Raw genomic sequence first — 17,765 nt, 5'->3', positions numbered from 1 at the left:
ATGTTATAACGATGATCAGCAACCTACCCGATCATATTCTTAATCTCACTCAGCTTCAGCAATGCTTCTACCGGTGTTAACCGGTTAATATCCACGGTATCCAATTTCTCCCGGATCTGCTGGAACACATCACTATGTGCATCAAATATATTCAGCTGTAGCTTCTGAGACGGTGTGCTGATCTGTTTTATATTTTTCTGCAGTGGTGCATCGATATGTTTTTCTTCGAGATTGGCCAGCACTTCATTGGCTCTGTTGATCAGCTCTGGCGGCATGCCGGCCATGCGGGCCACGTGAATACCAAAGCTGTGGCGACTTCCGCCGGGCGCCAGTTTACGCAGGAAGATAATTTTATTCCCCGATTCCATGTTGGTGATATGGAAGTTCTTTACCCGCGCGTGTTTGTTTTCCAGTTCATTCAGTTCATGATAGTGGGTGGCAAACAGCGTTTTAGGGCGGTGTGTGGTCATGTCGTGGAGATATTCCACGATGCTCCAGGCGATGGAGATACCATCGTAAGTGCTGGTACCGCGGCCTATTTCATCCAGTATTACGAGGCTGCGCGCTGTAATGCTGTTGATGATGCTGGCGGTTTCGTTCATTTCCACCATAAAGGTAGATTCTCCGCCGCTCAGGTTATCGGAGGCGCCTACACGGGTAAATATTTTATCAGTAAGACCAATATCTGCGCTGGCGGCAGGTACAAAGCTACCCATGTGCGACATCAGGGTGATGAGCGCCGTTTGCCGCAGCAGGGCCGATTTACCGGACATGTTGGGTCCCGTAAGAATAATGATCTGTTGGGATTCCTTATCGAGTTGCAGGTCGTTGGAAACGTAGGTATCACCGGCAGGCAGGCCCCTTTCAATCACCGGATGACGGCCTTCTTTGATCAGAAGGTCGAAGCCCTCCGTGATATTCGGGCGGCGGTATTTGTACTGCAGGGCGTTGTGTGCAAAACACAGGAGGCAGTCGATCCGCGCAAACACCTGTGCATCTTCCTGTACCGGTTTAATAAATGCCTGGAGACTTTGTACCAGGTCGTCGAACAGTTTGCTTTCCAGCACCTGGATCTTATCTTCTGCTCCTACAATCTTTTCCTCGTACTCTTTCAGTTCGGGAGTGATATATCTCTCTGCGTTGGCCAGTGTTTGCTTGCGCATCCAGCGGTCAGGCACTTTGTTTTTGTGGGTGTTGGTTACTTCCAGGTAATAGCCGAATACGTTGTTGAAAGCTATTTTCAGGGAAGGAATACCGGTGGCTTCTGATTCTTTCTGCTGGATTTGCAGGAGATAGTCTTTCCCTTTGTTGGCGATGTTCCGGAGGTCATCCAGTTCAGCGTTTACCCCTTCTTTGATGCAGCCGCCTTTGTTTACCAGTACCGGCGGGTTTTCCATGATTTCGTTAAGAATACGGTCCAGCAAGGGAACGCAGGGGTCCAGTTTTTCGTTTAGCCGCCGGAGGTAGTCGCTGCTGCTGTTTTCCAGGAGTGCCTGTACCGCCTGTACCTGTTGCAGGGAGCGGGCTAGTTGTAATACTTCGCGTGGATTTATTTTCTTCAGCGGTATTTTGGATACCAGTCTTTCCAGGTCGCCGGTTTGTTTCAGGTGATGTACCAGTGACTTGGAGAGATCGGTTTCTTTGATAAAGTATTCCACGGTATCCAGCCTTTCGTTGATGGCTTTGATATCGCGGAGGGGGAATACCATCCAGCGTTTGAGCAGGCGTGCGCCCATCGGGGTTACCGTATTGTCCAGTACTTTCAGGAGGGTATGCCCGTTTTCCACGCTGCTGTTGAGCAATTCCAGGTTGCGCACGGTGAAGCGGTCCATCCAGAGAAAGTCGTCCTGGCTGATGCGCTGCATGCGGGTGATATGCTGGAGGTTGGGATGCTCGGTATCTTTCAGGTAGTGAAGGGTGGCGCCGGCAGCGATAATAGCGGACGGCAGGCCTTCCACACCGTATCCTTTCAGGGAATGGGTCTGGAAATGTTTCAGCAGTATTTCTTCCGCATAGGTGGTGGTAAATATCCACTCATCCATGGTATAGGTGTAGAAACGGGTGCCGAAAGTGGCTTTGAAATTTTTCTGTTGTTGTTTGGCGAACAGTACTTCTGCCGGGCGGAAGCTCTGGAGGAGTTTATCCACATATTCCGTACTGCCTTCTGCAATAAAAAATTCGCCGGTGGAAATGTCGAGAAAAGATACGCCGGTGGTGTCTGTACCAAAATGAACAGCCGCCAGGAAGTTGTTGCTGGAGTTTTCCAGCAGCTTATCGTTGATGGCTACGCCAGGTGTCACCATTTCTGTGACGCCGCGTTTAACAATGCCTTTTACTGTTTTAGGATCTTCCAGCTGGTCGCACACGGCCACCCGGTGACCTGCTTTTACCAGTTTATGAAGATAAGTATCTAACGAGTGGTGGGGAAATCCTGCCAGGTCAACATAAGAGGCGGACCCGTTGGCCCTTTTGGTTAAAACAATGCCCAGTACCCGGGCGGCTATAACTGCATCCTCATTAAACGTTTCATAAAAATCGCCAACACGGAACAACAGTACGGCATCAGGGTATCTGTCCTTGATGGCCTTATGTTGCTGCATGAGCGGTGTTTCTTCCGTTTTACTTTTTGCCATGCCGCAAATATATAAAACTCATCCCATCCTATTATCTTTGCAGGTGATGAGAAAATTAAGCATGGATGAACTGGGCCGTAAAACGGTGGAAGAGTTCAAGGCTGCCGATAAAACGCCTATTGTACTGGTACTGGATAATATACGCAGCATGCACAATGTGGGGTCGGTGTTCCGTACGGCGGATGCATTCCTTGTACAGGGAATCATTCTTTGTGGCTATACGCCGGTGCCGCCGCACCGCGATATCAATAAAACGGCGTTGGGCGCTACCGAAACGGTGGAGTGGCAGTATTTTGATACCACGGTGAGTGCTGTACAGGAGCTGAAAACAGCCGGATACCGGGTGATGGCCATCGAGCAGGCGGTGAACAGTTATATGCTAAACAGTTTTGTACCACCTGCGGATCAGCCGCTGGCGCTGGTTTTTGGGAATGAAGTGAGCGGGGTAGACGGGGAAGTAATGAAGCTGGTGGATGGTTGTATTGAAATTCCCCAGCTGGGCATGAAGCATTCCTTAAATATTTCTGTGAGTACCGGTATTGTGGTTTGGGATATCTTTGTAAAATTGAAGAAGGCTTAAAGGACTAATTATATGATTTCTACGGTCAACAAGTATTTATCGCTGGTAAAGTTCAGTCACACGATCTTTGCCATGCCTTTTGCCCTCACCGGCTTTTTTATGGCTATCACCAAAGGCGGCGGCGGCCTTAACTGGGTTACATTTGCGCTGGTAGTGCTGTGTATGGTGTTTGCACGCAGTGCGGCGATGGCGTTTAACCGGTGGCTGGATGTGGATATCGACAAGCTCAATCCACGTACGGCGAAAAGGGAAATACCAGCCGGTATCATATCTCCCAAAAATGCCTTGTTTTTTATTATAGCCAATGTGGTATTATTTATTCTCACCACCTGGTTTATCAACCCCGTGTGCTTTTACCTGTCGCCGGTAGCTTTGCTGGTGGTGCTGGGATATAGCTACACCAAGCGCTTTACCGCTCTTTGCCACCTGGTGCTGGGTGTAGGATTAGCGCTGGCGCCGATTGGCGCTTACCTGGCAGTAACCGCCAGTTTTGCGCTGTTACCGGTGCTGGTATCTTTGCTGGTGCTGTGCTGGGTATCCGGTTTTGACATTATTTACTCCCTGCAGGATGAAGACTTTGATAAATCGCAGCAGCTGAATTCCATCCCCGCGTGGCTGGGACTTTCCGGCGCCCTGCGTTTTTCTGAATTACTCCATGTGATAGCCGCGGCGCTGGTAGTAACTATCGGCTTAACCGGCAATTTTCACTGGATCTACTGGATAGGAGCCGCTGTTTTTGTGGTGATGCTGGTTTCGCAGCATTTGCTGGTAAAACCCGATGATCTCAGTAAGATCAATATTATGTTTATGACTACCAACGGGATTGCGAGCGTGGTGTTCGCTGTTTTTGCGATCACGGATATGCTCGTTTTTCATTAACCCAACACCCTGCTAAAAGATACGATATGGCCCGCCTGATGGCAATAGATTACGGAAAAAAGAGAACGGGACTGGCCGTAACAGACCCTTTACAGATGATTGCCACCGGGCTTACCACCGTTGCCACGCATGACCTGATCCCTTTCCTGAAAAAATACTTCGCCGCCGAACAGGTGGAAACGATTGTAATAGGGGAGCCCAAAGGGCTGGATGGCAACGCAACAGATGCTACTGCACTGGTTACGGAGTGTATCCGTATCATTAAAAAGAACTTCCCGGATATCCCTGTTGTAACGGTGGACGAGCGTTTTACCTCCAAAATGGCTTTCCAGACGATGATCGACAGCGGTCTGAAGAAAATGGACCGCCGGAATAAGGCCCTCGTTGATGAGATCAGTGCCACTATCATACTGCAGGAATATCTCCGTAATAAAATATAATAACATATAAAAAATCAGCTTAATCAGGCTAATCGGGGGCAAGACAACATCCGCTTAACTCCGAAATTGTCTATCTTTGCGGATTAAACCAAGTATTTGAACATGATTTTGCCAATTGTAGCTTACGGTCACCCGGTATTGAGAAAAGTAGCAGAAGACATCACTCCTGAATATCCTAACCTGAAGGAATTGATTGCCAATATGTGGGAAACCATGTATGGTTCCAACGGCGTGGGCATTGCCGCCCCGCAGGTAAATAAGGCGATCCGGCTGTTTGTGGTAGACAGTGAGCAGATTATTCACAACCTGGAAGAAGACGAAAAGAACGATTATCCCGGAGATGAAGGCGTGAAAGGAGTGTTTATTAACGCGCATATCGTGGAAACCGGCGGGAAAGACTGGGCATATAATGAAGGATGTTTGAGTATTCCGAAGGTACGGGAAGATGTAAACAGGGCGGAAACGGTTACCCTGAGCTATGTGGACGAGAACTTTACCCCGCATGAAAGAACATTCACTGGTGTGACTGCCCGGGTAATCCTCCATGAGTATGATCACATCGACGGTGTTTTATTCATCGATCACCTGAAGCCATTAAAGCGCAGAATGTTGAAAAGTAAGCTCGAAGACATTACCAAAGGCAAAATAAGAGTAGATTACAAGATGACTTTCCCTAAATAGGAAATAATTTTGTAATGTAAAGAAAACCTGTTATTTTGGTATCATAAAGTATAACATCCATATCCTCAAACTTGGGAGCTACCTTAACATACACTGAAGTTGAATTGATTCAGGGCCTTATGGCCAGGGATGAAAAGATATTCACTTATTTGTATGATCATTATTCACCTGCTTTATATGGCGTAGCCCTGAAAGTAGTAGGAGAAGAAGCCGCAGCGGGAGATGTACTACAGGAAGTATTTGTAAAGATCTGGCGGAATATTGACCGCTATGATGCCTCCAAAGGCAGGTTATTTACCTGGATGCTGAATATTACCCGCAACACAGCAATCGACAGTCTTCGCTCAAAAAATCATAAACTGGAACAGCGCGTACAGGATGTAAACAGTGTGGCACTGATGTATGAACCACAGCTGGCGGTACACTTATCCGTGGACCATCTTGGTTTAACCAAAGTGATTGAAAAGCTTCAAAAAGATCAACGAATTATTATAGACATGGCTTACTTCAAGGGACATACCCAGGAAGAAATAGCCAGGTCCCTTGAAATACCATTGGGCACCGTGAAAACCCGCATGCGCAATGCTATCATACAATTGAGAACACTGTTAAAACAATTGTAATTATAAGAAATAGTGGATGTACAACGATACATATCATCCGGAATCCTTGAAAGCTATGTATTCGGTATGTTACCGGAAGCAGAACAAGGTGAGGTAGAAACGGCCGTATCTCAATACCCCGACGTTAAAGCTGCAGTGGATTCATTGCAGCACGACAAGGAGCGTTTTGTACAGCTGTATGCAATAGCACCTCCTCACGGCATCAAGGAACGGCTGGTGGAAATTATCCGTCAGGAAAACACGCAGGAAGGAAACGACCTGCTGCCGGATGAACTGCGTGCACCAATCCCCACACCCCTGAACGGAAAACAGAAAAAACAAACGCAGCAACCAGCCAGGGAAACCCCGGTAAAACAGCTGCCAGTGGCCAAGAAATCAAATGACCGGATCTGGAAGTACCTGACCGCCGCCATCGTAGTCTTGTTGCTGGGCAGTGTGTTCATGAATTTCTTTTTCTTCCGGAAATCCACTGATTATAAAAGCCGTTACCAGTCGCTGATAGCCACCAAAGAAAAACTGGAAGCAGATAAGGAACAGCAGGCGCTGACCAGTTTAAAGGAAACGCCCGGCAATGTGGTGGCAGATGTGGACCCCCTGAATAATCCCGATTTTAAATGGACAAAAATCCCCGGTGGCGGCAAATATGCAGGCAACCTGGTAGCTGTAGGATGGAATGCAAAAACACAGGCCGTATACCTCCAGGCGCAACTGATGCCTGTACCTCCGGCCGGTAAACAATTCCAGCTATGGGCCATTGTGAATAAGAAGCTGGTGGATGCAGGTATTTTTCTCACCGGCGCCGATGCCTCACAACTGTTACAACAAATGAAAGCAGTAGCGGTTGCACAGGGCTTCGCCATTACGCTTGAAAAGAAAGGCGGCAGCCCCGACCCAAGTATGGACCAGGTATGCATGTCGGCAAAACTGGCAAACTAACGCCGGATTTGTTTATTATAAATGAGTATATCGCCTTTACCGGCGCCCCGATTAACCATTTTCAAAGAGAAATAACTATTATAGAAAAATATCCGTGAAAGCAGAAGGCGTGATCATGTTCCGTTTTGTCGTGTTGTGAAATCCGTTAGTATTTAAGTACCTAAACTATATCCAAAAACACGTTTATTCACACAATTCAATAATGAAACCAATTTGCAGGAGGGTTAACCTGTACCCGATCAAGACCTGCAACAACCAAAAGTAGTATCCATGCAAGAAACTAAAAACCTATCCTGGAAATGGCTTGCCACCATCGCCGCCGTGCTGCTGGTGGGAAGTCTTATTCTGAATTATGTGTACTTTAACCGGTACAAGGAATTCAAGGAGTACAAAGACAAATACCAGTCTTTACTCGTATCACAGAACTCCATTTTGTCCAAGACCAAACAAATGCAGGAATCTCTGGATATTCTCCAGGATCCTAAAGTTCTGAAAGTGCCGATGCCAGGTACCAAAGCGTTCCCTGAAGCATTAGCTACTGTATTCTGGAACCCGCAAAGTCAGGAAGTGTATCTGAAAGTTAACAAACTGCCAGAACCAACTGCCGACAAACAGTATCAGCTCTGGGCTATCGTAGATGGCAAACCGGTTGATATGGGCGTGTTCGAAATGGGTGATACAGCCAGCCTCCTCCAGAAAATGAAAGTAACTGGCAAAGCACAAATGTTTGCTGTTACACTGGAGAAAAAAGGTGGTGCGCTGCAGCCTACTATGGAACAAATGTATGTGGCCGGAAAAATCCCCGGTTGATAAAAAGAGATAGGTCTTCTCTATCTCCTTTTAAAGAAAAACAGAAAGCTGTTGCAAGTGATACTTGCAACGGCTTTCTGTTTTTAGTATTTGCCTGGCATCCACTTTGCTCTTTTTTACTAAATTGCAGCTATGTCACATTTTTGGAAAAGTATAGCCGGAACCATTGCCCTCAGCCTGTTACAATGTTTACAACTCAACGCTCAGGACACAGCCCGCTATAAAGGAATGACGATTAACCTGGATGAAGTTATTGTAGCCGCAAAGCGTATAGGCTTCGACGTTAACAGCTTTATTAAAAGGGTGGAAGATGACACCACCTTTTACCGCGCATTCAAAAACCTGCATATCGTAGGCTTTGATGCCATCAACGATATCCAGGTACTTGGCAAAAAGGCCCAGGTACAGGCTTCCCTGTATAATCAAACCCACCAGGAAATGAAAGGGAAATGCCGCACCATGCAGGTTTCTAACGAAAAAGTAACCGGCGACTTCTATACCCGCAAAGGAAATTATAATTATTATACAGCCGAATTATACGCTAACCTTTTCTTTACCAAAGGCACTGTGTGCACCGATGAATCAGGCGAAGATCCCGACCGCTCCAGCGGCAGCCTCGCCCGGCATAAGGCGCAGCTGAAACAACTGATCTTTAACCCCGGGAAACCTATCCGTGGTGTGCCCATCGTAGGGCCCAAAGTAGCCATCTTCAACAGCGAGGTAATGCGGTACTACGATTTTTCCATCACTGCCGAAAACTATGTGGACGGCACCTCCTGCTATGTGTTTACTGCCAGAACAAAGCCCGGCCTGAGCCGCATCGACAGGGCAGACGTGGTAATCGACGAGCTGATCACCTGGTTTAATAAAGAGAACTTTGAGATCGTTGGCCGTAAATATGCCCTGTCTTACAAAACGATGTTGTTTGATTTTAATGTGAAGATGAATGTGCAGATGACCAAATACAACGGTCTCCTGATCCCCGCGCTGGTTACCTATAACGGCACCTGGAATGTGCCCTTCAAAAAAAGGGAGACAGCCGTGTTTGCCGCTAAGTTCCTGAATTTTACGGGCGCGCAGTAACTGTTAGTTCACCAAAGTAATAGTGCCGGTTTTATGCACGGCAAACCGGGTGATCACTTCTTTATAATCCACTATCCACACATAAGTGGCAATATCCGCCAAAGTGCCGTTCACACGCCCGTTCCAGCCCACCTGCGGATCGGTAGTATAGAAAATCCGTTCTCCCCAGCGGTTGTAGATGCTGAGCGTATAATCGTATATGGGACACCGGTATACCGGCCGGAAATAATCATTTCGTCCATCTCCGTTAGGTGAAAAGGCAGTGGGGAAGTACAGCTGGCATTCGCAATCATGATATTTTACTTCTACCGAGTCAACAGATGTTCCGCAGCTATTGGTAGCCACCATGGCATAAAACCCGGGCCTGGTAACAGTGTACATGGGTGTGCTGGTACTGTCCTGCCACTTGTAAGTGCCGCCACCAGCGCCGGTGGCGCGCAGCTGGTATACTTCGTTTCTGCAGAGCAGCGTATCCGGGCCGAGGTTTACCCGCAGGGTATCTTCAAATTTTACGGAGATGCTGTCCATCGATTCGCAGCGGCCTATTTGTGCATGCACATAATAGAAGCCGGGCTTGGTTACATAGTAGGTGGCCTGGTCGGAGCCATCCTGCCAGAGATATTGTCCGTTGCCGAAATCGGCGGTAAGCACCAGGAAGTTGCCTTTACAGATGCTGGTATCGTTGCCGAGATCCAGTTTTTTTAACCGGTTATAATTGATGAAGATGGTATCTACCACGCTGCAAGTGTTGTTGATTTCCACCAGCGCCCACAGGTTAGTGGTGTTGCGGATGGTTACCGATGGCGTAGTAGCGCCGGTACTCCATTCCCATTTGGTGGCCTCCGGGATGGCCGGTGCCACGCGGATCGTTTCCCCGGGACACAGCAGGGTATCCGGTCCCAGTGAAAAAGGATATGGGGCACCGGTGAAAGTAATGGTAATATCGTCCGACACAGTGGGACATCCTTTCGGATATACGTCTACGTGATAAGTACCGGAGGTATAAACATCCTGCGTAGGTTCTGTATTACCGGTACTCCAGAGATATGTACAGTTTTGCGCGGTAGCATCCAGCGCAATATGTTCGCCGGTGCATAATATGAGGTCTTTGCCGAGATCAATTTCCGGGATGGGTGTATAAAAAACATTCACCGAGTCGGGGTTCGGGCAGCCGTTTATTTTTACTTTATAGGTAGCGGAAGTATCCACGAGGATGCTGCTGCCTGTGGAGCTGTCCTGCCACAGGTACGTAGCGCCGGGAATGATGGGCGCCTGCAAAGTCATGGTGCCGCCTTCACACAGGGTGATGTCCTGGTCGCCGAGGTCGAAGATCACGGGCGTAACGATGGTAACGGGTTGTATGGTGGTATCCGGAACACCATTGCGCCAGGCGATAAGGGTATCGGTGTAAGTGCCGGTACTGGTATAAATATGATACGCCCGCATGCTCCTGGAAGAATCTTTATCTCCCGAAGGGGGATCATTAAAAAACCATTTTACAGAGTCAATACCGGCGGGATTGATGATCAGGAAAAAAGAAGTATCGTTTACACAGGTAGAGGATACCGCAAAAGGGGTATTCTGGGCGCCGGCTTTGTTGCTAAGCAGGCAGCACACCAGTAAAACCGGCATAAGGAATACGAATCGACAGAAAACAGATATTTGGTCTCTCATGCAATGACATGGGTAATTGCCGCTAAGATAACCTAAACATGTAGAATATTTATAATAATAAATATGATTTTTGTGAGAAGATGATTTTAGCGGAGACAATTCCCCGCTAAAACCGGGTGTAAGTTATTCTTCATCCTCTTTCAGTGGCCTGGCCGCGATGTATCTTTTCCACTTTTCCAGTACGGCCGTAAAGTCGGAAGGTAAGTTGCTTTCAAAGTACATCTGCTCGCGGGTGCGGGGATGTATGAAGCCCAGCTGTTGTGCATGCAGGGCATGACGGGGCATGATATTAAAGCAGTTTTCCACAAACTGTTTGTACTTCGTATATACGGTTCCTTTAACGATGCGGTTACCACCATAGGTTTCATCATTAAACAGGGAGTGGCCGATATGCTGCATGTGTACGCGGATCTGGTGGGTGCGGCCGGTTTCGAGGCGGCATTCAATCATGGTTACATAATTAAACCTTTCCAGTACGCGGTAGTGGGTGATAGCTTCTTTGCCGTATTCACCATCGGGATATGCGTCCATGATCTTACGTAAGCGTTGATGGCGGCCTACGTGGGCTACCACCGTGCCTTCATCTTCCTCAAAATCGCCCCACACCAGCGCAATGTAGCGGCGATGTACGGTGTGATCAAAGAATTGTTTGGCCAGGTCGTTCATCGCTTTCTCGGATTTGGCGATGACCAGCAACCCGCTGGTATTTTTATCGATGCGGTGTACCAGTCCGAAACGGGGAATTTCCGGCTCTGTAGCCTGGGTTTTATCGCCCAGGTACCACGAGAGGCCGTTTACCAGTGTACCATCGCGGTTGCCGCAGCCGGGATGTACTACCAGGCCGGCGGGTTTGTCGATGATCATAATATCGTCGTCTTCAAATACAATATTCAGCGGTAGTTCTTGTGGAATGATATCGGTATTTTCCGGGTTCCGGTTGGAAAACACAACGATCCTGTCCAGCGGCCGGATCTTGTAATTGGCCTTCACGGGTTTATCGTTCACCAATACCAGTTCGCCATCCAGGGCCTGTTGGATCTTATTGCGGGTGGCGCCTTCTATGCGGTTAGTAAGGAATTTATCAATACGGATAGGGTCCTGACCTTTGTCGACCACCATATTAATCTTTTCATATAATTCCTCGCTGCCATCCCCGTTTTCCAGCTCATCTTCCAGTTCCAGCAATTCTTCAGCCATCAATATAATTTTTTGCAAAGGTAAAGCTTAGTTGGCAGTTTAGCAGCCCTGTGGGCAAATGTTCCGTATCACAGCGATTTGGCGTACCTTTGCGCAGCTGAAAAAGACCAATATGATCATGGACAAAGTAAAGCAGAAGATTGTAGTAAGAGACCTCGGCGTAATAGACTACCAGGCTGCCTGGGATTACCAGGAGCAGTTGCTGAAGGAAAATGTGCAGTTGAAAACCAGGGTGGCCGATCAGTTGCCAAAGGCTACTACCAACTACCTCTTGTTTTGCGAACATCCTCCCGTGTATACCATTGGTAAAAGCGGTCATATGGAAAACCTGCTGATCTCCCAACAGGAGCTGCAGGAGCAGGGGATAGGCTTTGTGCCTACCAACCGTGGCGGAGATATTACGTTTCACGGTCCCGGCCAGGTGGTGGGTTATCCTATCCTGGATCTCGAAAATTTCTTTACAGATATCGGCAAATACCTGCGCTGCCTGGAAGAGGTGATCATCCGCACGTTGGCGGAGTATGGCGTAACCGGCGACCGTTCTTCCGGGGAAACCGGCGTATGGCTGGATCCGCACGATAAAACGAAGGCCCGTAAAATATGCGCCATGGGCGTACGTTGCAGCCGCTGGGTAACCATGCATGGCTTTGCGCTGAATGTGAATACCCTTATGGATTACTTCAATAACATCATCGCCTGTGGCATTGCCGACAAGCAGGTAGCCTCACTCGATAAAGAAGTGGGAAAGCCGGTAAGCCTGGAAGAAGTAAAAGCTAAGCTGAGCAAACATTTCGGCGAAGTGTTCAACGCTGAAATGGTGTAGTGTTACATTTTATAGTTCAGTGGAATAAACAGGTTCCATTTCTCCTTTAATTTCCCATCCTCGAATATTTCGAAGTTGAACCACCCGGCATGCATGAAAATGGCTTTCTCTAAAATGAGGGAAGGGCCTTTTACCTGGTCTATATCAAAAAGGAAGGTGCCGTTGGCTTCATAAAACTTAACGGAGTATTTCTTTTGTGGAGCATCCGGCAGTTTTATGTTGATATTACCATCGGCGGTAGTGTAGATGTAGTTGGAGGGATGCCAGGAGGCTCTTTCCGGCTCCCTGTTTTCCTGTTCTTTGCCTCTCAGTCCTCTTGAAGCATCCATGATATCGGCATACTGTAATTTCTGATCCGCGCGGATAGTGCTGTCGGACAAGGCCAGTATGGTTTTGCTGTACATGAAGCGTCCGTTGGTGAATAAGATAAAGAGGCGGTAGTAGTTGCTGCCCGGTAACGGTTTATTATCGAGATAGGCGTTCCTTGTTTGAGTAGGATAGCTGGCGTAACCAATGGTATTAAAGTTCAGCACGCTGTCGAGCGAGCGCTGTACACCAATTTCTTTTACCTGTGTGAAGCCGGAGATCCAGTCCAGTTGTATTCTACCGGTTTTAATAGAAGCGGTAAAATTAGGCAGCACAGGTGGCACAAACTCCTGTGTCTGAGCCTTTCCTGCAAATCCGGTCAATAAAAAAATTCCAATAACAAATGTTATACGCACAATCTGCTTCATACTGATTATTCCGTGAGCTCTTAAAGTTGGCAAAAATACACTACCGTTCAAATATAATGAACAGTTTTTAAAAGGATAGAACGCCGGGAGGGAGGGAAAGATTGCCCTGGAGGCCACCGCTGTGTATCAGCAATATGTTGCTGTTGGCCGGAAAGTAGCCCTGCTGGACCAGATCACGAAAGGCCATTACCAATTTGCCGGTGTAAATAATATCTGTCGGGATGCCTGTTTCTTTGTAAATAGTATTGATAAAATCTATAAGTGCCGGTGATTTCTTTGCATAGCCTCCACCGTGGTGTTCGTATAATAACTGCCAGCGGGTGGTATTATTGGGATGCAATAGATCAGTAACTTCTTTTTCAAGGTACTGTGCGCCTTTCAGCACAGGAATGCCAATTATCTGCTGATGTGGTGCGGCACTGTTGATGAGGCCAGCAAGCGTAGTGCCTGTGCCTACTGCACAGAGGATATGTGTATAGTTTGTTGTGGGGAAGATGGAAAGGATCTCTTCACAGCCTTTGGCGCCCAGGGCGTTGTGACCGCCTTCAGGAACAACATGATAACCGGGATATACAGTTTCGCCGTCTTTATCATTGCGATAATCCTCCCGGCTAACGAAAACGAGCTTCATGCCATTGTTTTCCGCGGTTTGAAGCGTATGATTCAACTGGCCGTTATGTTCTTCCCCCCGGATAATACCTGTGCAGGGCAAAGCCGCTTCCTTACAGGCCAGCGCGGTGGCTGCAATATGATTGGAGTAAGCGCCGCCATAGGTAAGGATGCCGGTGTTGTTATTGGCCTTAGCCGCCGCAATGTTGTATTTAAGCTTAAACCACTTATTGCCTGATACCTCCGGGTGAATTTTATCCAAACGCAGCATGGCAGCGTGAATATGCTCCGGCAGCCAGGTGGTTTGAAAAGATTCGAGGGTAATGTTGTTGTAAGAAATCATGCAGCGGTTAAGTGATAAGGCGATAAAAAGATCAGGGAGATGAAAGCATACGGCAGCTCTCATCTCCCCAAAGATAAAATCAAAATCGCTTATTAATCGTTGGTGAGGAAACCGCCCTGGCCTCTGTACAGCTTCACAGCCTTATCCAGCTTCACTTTCAGCACCGTGATGTATTTATCGTGTACATTTTCCGGTACGTCTATAAATACCAGTCCGGGTACAGGGCTCCAGGAAATTTTGCCAACTACCTTGTGGGTCAGCTGGCTGTTGTTGCCCAGTACGGTGATGCTTTCAATTTTATTGGAGAGGCCCTTCACCATTACCTGGCCGCTGGTTTTAGCAGGCAGGAACAGGTAGAGGGTGCTGGAATCTTTGGAGAGGGTGGTGGGGCCATAGAAGTGTCCCTGCGGAATACCACCGATGGTATTGAACACCGCTTCGCCGTTGCGTTTGTTCCAGGCGCCCAGTTCTTTCAGCATATGTACTTCTTCTTCAGGAATGCTGCCATCGGCTTTGGGACCTATATCGAGCAGGAGGTTACCGCCATTGCTCACGGCGTCCACGAAGATGGTGATAATTTCGAAGGGCGTTTTCCAGTTGTTGTCTTGTGGCTGCCATCCCCAGTTGTTGTTGATGGTCATGCAAAGCTCCCACCAGTGGTACTTCGGGCGCGACACGGGGAAGTTCTGTTCCGGGGTTTCATAGTCGCCGTAACCCTGGAGGCGTCCGTTGATAATGGTGTTGGGATTATGGGAGGTGAGCATTTGTCGCATTTTGGGTGCTTCCCATTCTTCGGCGGAGTGTTCCCAGTCGCCGTCAAACCACCACAGGTCCGGGTTGAACTTCGTCATTACTTCGGCCATTTGTCCTTCATAATATTTGAGGAAGCGTTGCCATCTTTCGGGCTGGGCTTTGATTTCGTAGCGGTTGCTGTCTTTCAGAAACTGCGGATAATCGTTGTGGCTCCAGTCGATCAGGGAGAAATAGGCACCACATTTGATACTATCGCGCCGCAAAGCCGCGTAGAACGGGGTGAGCACGTCTCTTTTCGCCGGCGTACTGTTAGCAACATCCAGTTTACTGTATTTGCTGTCCCACAGCGCCACGCCATCGTGGTGTTTGGTGGTCATTACCGCATAGCGGGCGCCGGATTCTTTGATGAGGTCGGCCCATGCCTGCGGGTTGTAATTATTTGCAGTAAAGCCTTTCAGCTGTTGCATGTAATCGGGGTAGGATATTTTTTTGTTGTGGAACGACCAGGATTCATCGATTCCTTTGACGGAATAGATGCCCCAGTGAATAAAAATGCCCAGTTTGGCATCGGAGAACCACTGCATTTTTTCTTTGATGTCATCCGGATTTGTTTTCTGTTGCGCATGGGCAGCCGTAAGAAGCTGCATGGCAAAGGCTACCAGCACTAATAATCTCTTCATTGTTCAGTTTAATTAATCTTTAAAAAAGGGTGTTACTACAAAAAGAAAGTGTGAAAATAGTTTTAATGATTAAATTTAGCGCCGATATTTTTAGGTAAATAGTTGACACTTATAAAACTAATATCAGAAAAATGCAACCGACTTTATTGATTTTGGCGGCCGGTATGGCCAGCCGCTACGGAAGTTTAAAGCAAATCCAGCAATTTGGCCCCAGCGGTGAAACTATCGTTGACTACTCTATTTACGACGCTATCAGCGCCGGTTTTGGAAAAATAGTGTTCATCATCCGCGAGAATTTTGCGGCTGAGTTCAAGGAAATCTTTGAACCAAAGCTCAAAGGCCGCGTGGCTGTTGATTTTGTATACCAGGAAATGGATGCTTTTTTAGGAGATCATGCGGTGCCGGCCGAAAGGACTAAGCCGTGGGGTACTGCCCACGCCGTTCTTTGCGCCAAAAACGCTATCAATGAGCCATTTGCAGTGATCAATGCAGATGATTTCTATGGTACCGATGCTTTCGTTAAAATGGCGGCTTTCCTGAACAACGACTGCAAACCTGATGTATACAGCGTGGTAGGTTATGAACTGGGCAAAACTATCAGTGAGCACGGTTCTGTATCCCGCGGTGTATGCGAAGTAAGCGCAGACGGTAACCTGGCGGCTATCAACGAAAGGACCAAGATATACGCTGAAAACAACCAGATCGTTTATGAAGAAGCAGATGGCAGCAAACATCCGTTACCAGCCAACACGCCGGTATCCATGAACTTCTGGGGATTTCATCCGAGCGTATTTGAACTGAGCCAGGGCCTTTTCAGTGAATTCCTGGAAAAAAACAGCAGCAATCCTAAATCGGAGTTCTTTATTACGATTGTAGCCGATGAATTTACCCGCCGTGGTATTGGCCAGGTAAAAGTAATCCCAACCAGTGCAAAATGGTTTGGCGTTACTTACAAAGAAGATGCACCGGGCGTGCAGGCCAGCTTGTCGGCGCTGGTTGAGAATGGAGAATATCCAGACAATTTATGGAAATAAAACCCAACAAAAAGATCCTTCAGGCTTTTGGACTTGAGCCTGAAGGATTAAATGTCCGAAAATTTGGATCAGGACACATCAACAACACTTTTTTGTTAGAAAAAAAGCAGGACGGCAGTAGATACGTTTTACAAAAGATCAATGTAAACGTGTTTAAGGAACCAGGAATTATCGCCGCCAACCAGAGAATGGCAGCGGATTATCTGGCAGTTCATCATCCCGGCTATCTGTTTATTACGCCGATCCCCACGGTTAACGGGGAAGAGCTCTTTGTAATTGACAACGAATACTGGAGATTGATCCCTTTTATTGCGGATTCCGTAACGGTAGACCAGGCCGACAACCCAAAGCAGGCGTATGAAGCAGCCAAACAATTTGGCCGCCTCGCCAGTTACCTTTCGGGAATTGACCTGAAGCCGTTTAAAGCTTCGATTCCAAACTTTCACAACCTGACCCTTCGGTACAGCGCCTTCCAGGAGGCTATCCGAACGGCAAAGGAAGACCGGAAAGTTGCAGCAGAAGAGATGATTGAAGATTTCCTCCGCTATTCTGACATCGCAGTAACGTATGAACAGCTGAAAACAAATCCTGAATTCAGGGACCATCTGATGCACCACGATACCAAAATCAATAACGTATTGCTCAACAAGGATACTTATGAAGGTATTTGTGTATGTGACCTGGATACCCTGATGCCCGGAAAAATCATCTCAGACCTCGGTGACATGGTACGCACTTATGTTTGCCCCGTGTCTGAAGAAGAAAGGGATTTCAGCCAGATCGTTATCCGCGAAGAATACTACGAAGCCCTTATGCAGGGGTATCTCGCAGAGATTGGCGGTACTTTGACAAAAGTAGAAAAAGAACAACTGTTCTTTGCCGGGAAGTTTATGATCTACATGCAGGGGATACGCTTCCTCACCGATTATCTGAACGGTGATGTATATTATCCCATCAAGTATCCGGCACACAATTACGACCGCGCAAAAAATCAGCTGGTTTTACTGCAGCGGCTCATGGAAAAAGAAACAGTACTGCAGGATATCATCGACAAATGCCTGCATGTCAACGTAACAAGTGAACAGTAAATGAAATCATTTTTTAGAACGTGAACAGTAAATGAAATGAAATCATTTTATCCCGGTGCTTCCTGCACCGGGATTTTTTTGCCAAATACCCCTAATCCGCGTCTTTTGTACACAAAACTGGTAGATTAATTTATAAGGATCATACGATTTGTTTAGAAAATGCGT

17 protein-coding genes are annotated in these 17,765 nt (G+C 47.5%); 11 read left to right on the top strand and 6 right to left on the bottom strand.

All coding sequences use genetic code 11. The features are described 5' to 3' along the window. Positions 1-23 precede the first annotated feature (23 nt). The gene (mutS, locus tag B5Z18_RS16110; RefSeq protein ID WP_079470506.1) at positions 24-2,633 is read right to left on the bottom strand and encodes a DNA mismatch repair protein MutS; all 2,610 of its coding nucleotides are present in this window, start codon (positions 2,631-2,633) and stop codon (positions 24-26) included. Positions 2,634-2,679: 46 nt separating this feature from the next. Between mutS and B5Z18_RS16105 the strand changes: the two genes are divergently transcribed. From B5Z18_RS16105 to B5Z18_RS16070, 8 genes are all read left to right on the top strand, one after another. After that, positions 2,680-3,213 carry an RNA methyltransferase gene (locus B5Z18_RS16105; RefSeq protein WP_235015944.1) on the top strand — a complete coding sequence of 178 codons (534 nt, stop codon included), beginning with the start codon at positions 2,680-2,682 and terminating at the stop codon, positions 3,211-3,213. Between the two features lie 12 nt (positions 3,214-3,225). Next, the gene (locus B5Z18_RS16100; protein WP_079470505.1) at positions 3,226-4,092 is read left to right on the top strand and encodes a UbiA-like polyprenyltransferase; all 867 of its coding nucleotides are present in this window, start codon (positions 3,226-3,228) and stop codon (positions 4,090-4,092) included. Between the two features lie 26 nt (positions 4,093-4,118). Next, a complete protein-coding gene (gene ruvX, locus B5Z18_RS16095) occupies positions 4,119-4,532 on the top strand; it encodes a Holliday junction resolvase RuvX (protein ID WP_079470504.1) in 414 nt (137 codons plus the stop codon). Between the two features lie 102 nt (positions 4,533-4,634). After that, on the top strand, positions 4,635-5,213 hold the full coding sequence (def, locus tag B5Z18_RS16090; RefSeq protein WP_079470503.1) for a peptide deformylase: 579 nt from the start codon (positions 4,635-4,637) through the stop codon (positions 5,211-5,213). A 119-nt stretch (positions 5,214-5,332) separates the two neighbouring features. Continuing rightward, complete coding sequence (locus B5Z18_RS16085; protein WP_079470502.1) at positions 5,333-5,836, top strand: RNA polymerase sigma factor; 504 nt, start codon at positions 5,333-5,335, stop codon at positions 5,834-5,836. A 66-nt stretch (positions 5,837-5,902) separates the two neighbouring features. Then, entirely contained in the window at positions 5,903-6,772 is an 870-nt protein-coding gene (locus tag B5Z18_RS16080) for an anti-sigma factor (RefSeq protein WP_143313617.1), read from the top strand. Positions 6,773-7,042: 270 nt separating this feature from the next. Then, positions 7,043-7,582 carry an anti-sigma factor gene (locus B5Z18_RS16075; protein ID WP_079470500.1) on the top strand — a complete coding sequence of 180 codons (540 nt, stop codon included), beginning with the start codon at positions 7,043-7,045 and terminating at the stop codon, positions 7,580-7,582. 132 nt (positions 7,583-7,714) lie between these two features. Next, positions 7,715-8,665 (top strand): hypothetical protein, encoded by a 951-nt coding sequence (locus B5Z18_RS16070; protein WP_079470499.1) that lies wholly within the window; start codon positions 7,715-7,717, stop codon positions 8,663-8,665. A 3-nt stretch (positions 8,666-8,668) separates the two neighbouring features. Here B5Z18_RS16070 and B5Z18_RS16065 read toward each other — a convergent pair whose 3' ends face one another. Together B5Z18_RS16065 and B5Z18_RS16060 are read right to left on the bottom strand one after the other, a co-directional pair. After that, positions 8,669-10,297: a T9SS type B sorting domain-containing protein gene (locus B5Z18_RS16065; protein ID WP_159454327.1), complete on the bottom strand. Its 1,629-nt coding sequence runs from the start codon at positions 10,295-10,297 to the stop codon at positions 8,669-8,671. A 165-nt stretch (positions 10,298-10,462) separates the two neighbouring features. Further along, positions 10,463-11,536, bottom strand: a complete 1,074-nt coding sequence (locus B5Z18_RS16060) for an RluA family pseudouridine synthase (RefSeq protein ID WP_079470497.1) — start codon at positions 11,534-11,536, stop codon at positions 10,463-10,465. A 58-nt stretch (positions 11,537-11,594) separates the two neighbouring features. Between B5Z18_RS16060 and lipB the strand changes: the two genes are divergently transcribed. Continuing rightward, positions 11,595-12,359, top strand: coding sequence for a lipoyl(octanoyl) transferase LipB (gene lipB / locus B5Z18_RS16055; protein ID WP_235015943.1), 765 nt, complete (start codon positions 11,595-11,597; stop codon positions 12,357-12,359). Positions 12,360-12,361: 2 nt separating this feature from the next. On the opposite strand, the gene B5Z18_RS16050 is transcribed toward lipB, so the two are convergent. From B5Z18_RS16050 to B5Z18_RS16040, 3 genes are all read right to left on the bottom strand, one after another. Then, positions 12,362-13,093 (bottom strand): hypothetical protein, encoded by a 732-nt coding sequence (locus B5Z18_RS16050; RefSeq protein WP_079470496.1) that lies wholly within the window; start codon positions 13,091-13,093, stop codon positions 12,362-12,364. A gap of 67 nt (positions 13,094-13,160) precedes the next feature. Then, positions 13,161-14,108: a 1-aminocyclopropane-1-carboxylate deaminase/D-cysteine desulfhydrase gene (locus B5Z18_RS16045; protein WP_200817287.1), complete on the bottom strand. Its 948-nt coding sequence runs from the start codon at positions 14,106-14,108 to the stop codon at positions 13,161-13,163. A 29-nt stretch (positions 14,109-14,137) separates the two neighbouring features. Then, positions 14,138-15,478 carry an alpha-L-fucosidase gene (locus tag B5Z18_RS16040; protein WP_079470494.1) on the bottom strand — a complete coding sequence of 447 codons (1,341 nt, stop codon included), beginning with the start codon at positions 15,476-15,478 and terminating at the stop codon, positions 14,138-14,140. A gap of 131 nt (positions 15,479-15,609) precedes the next feature. On the opposite strand from B5Z18_RS16040, the gene B5Z18_RS16035 reads away from it, so the two are divergent. Next, positions 15,610-16,512 carry a sugar phosphate nucleotidyltransferase gene (locus B5Z18_RS16035; protein ID WP_079470493.1) on the top strand — a complete coding sequence of 301 codons (903 nt, stop codon included), beginning with the start codon at positions 15,610-15,612 and terminating at the stop codon, positions 16,510-16,512. Next, positions 16,503-17,600 (top strand): phosphotransferase enzyme family protein, encoded by a 1,098-nt coding sequence (locus B5Z18_RS16030; protein WP_079470492.1) that lies wholly within the window; start codon positions 16,503-16,505, stop codon positions 17,598-17,600. The genes B5Z18_RS16035 and B5Z18_RS16030 overlap by 10 nt, the downstream gene beginning before the upstream one ends. The last annotated feature ends 165 nt before the right edge of the window (positions 17,601-17,765 follow it).

This window comes from Chitinophaga ginsengisegetis (assembly GCF_900168065.1).
GTDB classification, from domain to species: domain Bacteria; phylum Bacteroidota; class Bacteroidia; order Chitinophagales; family Chitinophagaceae; genus Chitinophaga; species Chitinophaga ginsengisegetis.
Note: the sequence above shows the minus strand (reverse complement) of the source record. Positions and strands in the feature narration are given on the sequence as shown.

Bases quoted from the DNA above. Each gene is read 5' to 3' on its own strand.
- mutS (WP_079470506.1), bottom strand. From the start codon at position 2,633: ATGGCAAAAAGTAAAACGGAAGAAACACCGCTCATGCAGCAACATAAG.
- B5Z18_RS16105 (WP_235015944.1), top strand. From the start codon at position 2,680: ATGAGAAAATTAAGCATGGATGAACTGGGCCGTAAAACGGTGGAAGAG.
- B5Z18_RS16100 (WP_079470505.1), top strand. From the start codon at position 3,226: ATGATTTCTACGGTCAACAAGTATTTATCGCTGGTAAAGTTCAGTCAC.
- ruvX (WP_079470504.1), top strand. From the start codon at position 4,119: ATGGCCCGCCTGATGGCAATAGATTACGGAAAAAAGAGAACGGGACTG.
- def (WP_079470503.1), top strand. From the start codon at position 4,635: ATGATTTTGCCAATTGTAGCTTACGGTCACCCGGTATTGAGAAAAGTA.
- B5Z18_RS16085 (WP_079470502.1), top strand. From the start codon at position 5,333: ATGGCCAGGGATGAAAAGATATTCACTTATTTGTATGATCATTATTCA.
- B5Z18_RS16080 (WP_143313617.1), top strand. From the start codon at position 5,903: ATGTTACCGGAAGCAGAACAAGGTGAGGTAGAAACGGCCGTATCTCAA.
- B5Z18_RS16075 (WP_079470500.1), top strand. From the start codon at position 7,043: ATGCAAGAAACTAAAAACCTATCCTGGAAATGGCTTGCCACCATCGCC.
- B5Z18_RS16070 (WP_079470499.1), top strand. From the start codon at position 7,715: ATGTCACATTTTTGGAAAAGTATAGCCGGAACCATTGCCCTCAGCCTG.
- B5Z18_RS16065 (WP_159454327.1), bottom strand. From the start codon at position 10,297: ATGCCGGTTTTACTGGTGTGCTGCCTGCTTAGCAACAAAGCCGGCGCC.
- B5Z18_RS16060 (WP_079470497.1), bottom strand. From the start codon at position 11,536: ATGGCTGAAGAATTGCTGGAACTGGAAGATGAGCTGGAAAACGGGGAT.
- lipB (WP_235015943.1), top strand. From the start codon at position 11,595: ATGTTCCGTATCACAGCGATTTGGCGTACCTTTGCGCAGCTGAAAAAG.
- B5Z18_RS16050 (WP_079470496.1), bottom strand. From the start codon at position 13,093: ATGAAGCAGATTGTGCGTATAACATTTGTTATTGGAATTTTTTTATTG.
- B5Z18_RS16045 (WP_200817287.1), bottom strand. From the start codon at position 14,108: ATGAGAGCTGCCGTATGCTTTCATCTCCCTGATCTTTTTATCGCCTTA.
- B5Z18_RS16040 (WP_079470494.1), bottom strand. From the start codon at position 15,478: ATGAAGAGATTATTAGTGCTGGTAGCCTTTGCCATGCAGCTTCTTACG.
- B5Z18_RS16035 (WP_079470493.1), top strand. From the start codon at position 15,610: ATGCAACCGACTTTATTGATTTTGGCGGCCGGTATGGCCAGCCGCTAC.
- B5Z18_RS16030 (WP_079470492.1), top strand. From the start codon at position 16,503: ATGGAAATAAAACCCAACAAAAAGATCCTTCAGGCTTTTGGACTTGAG.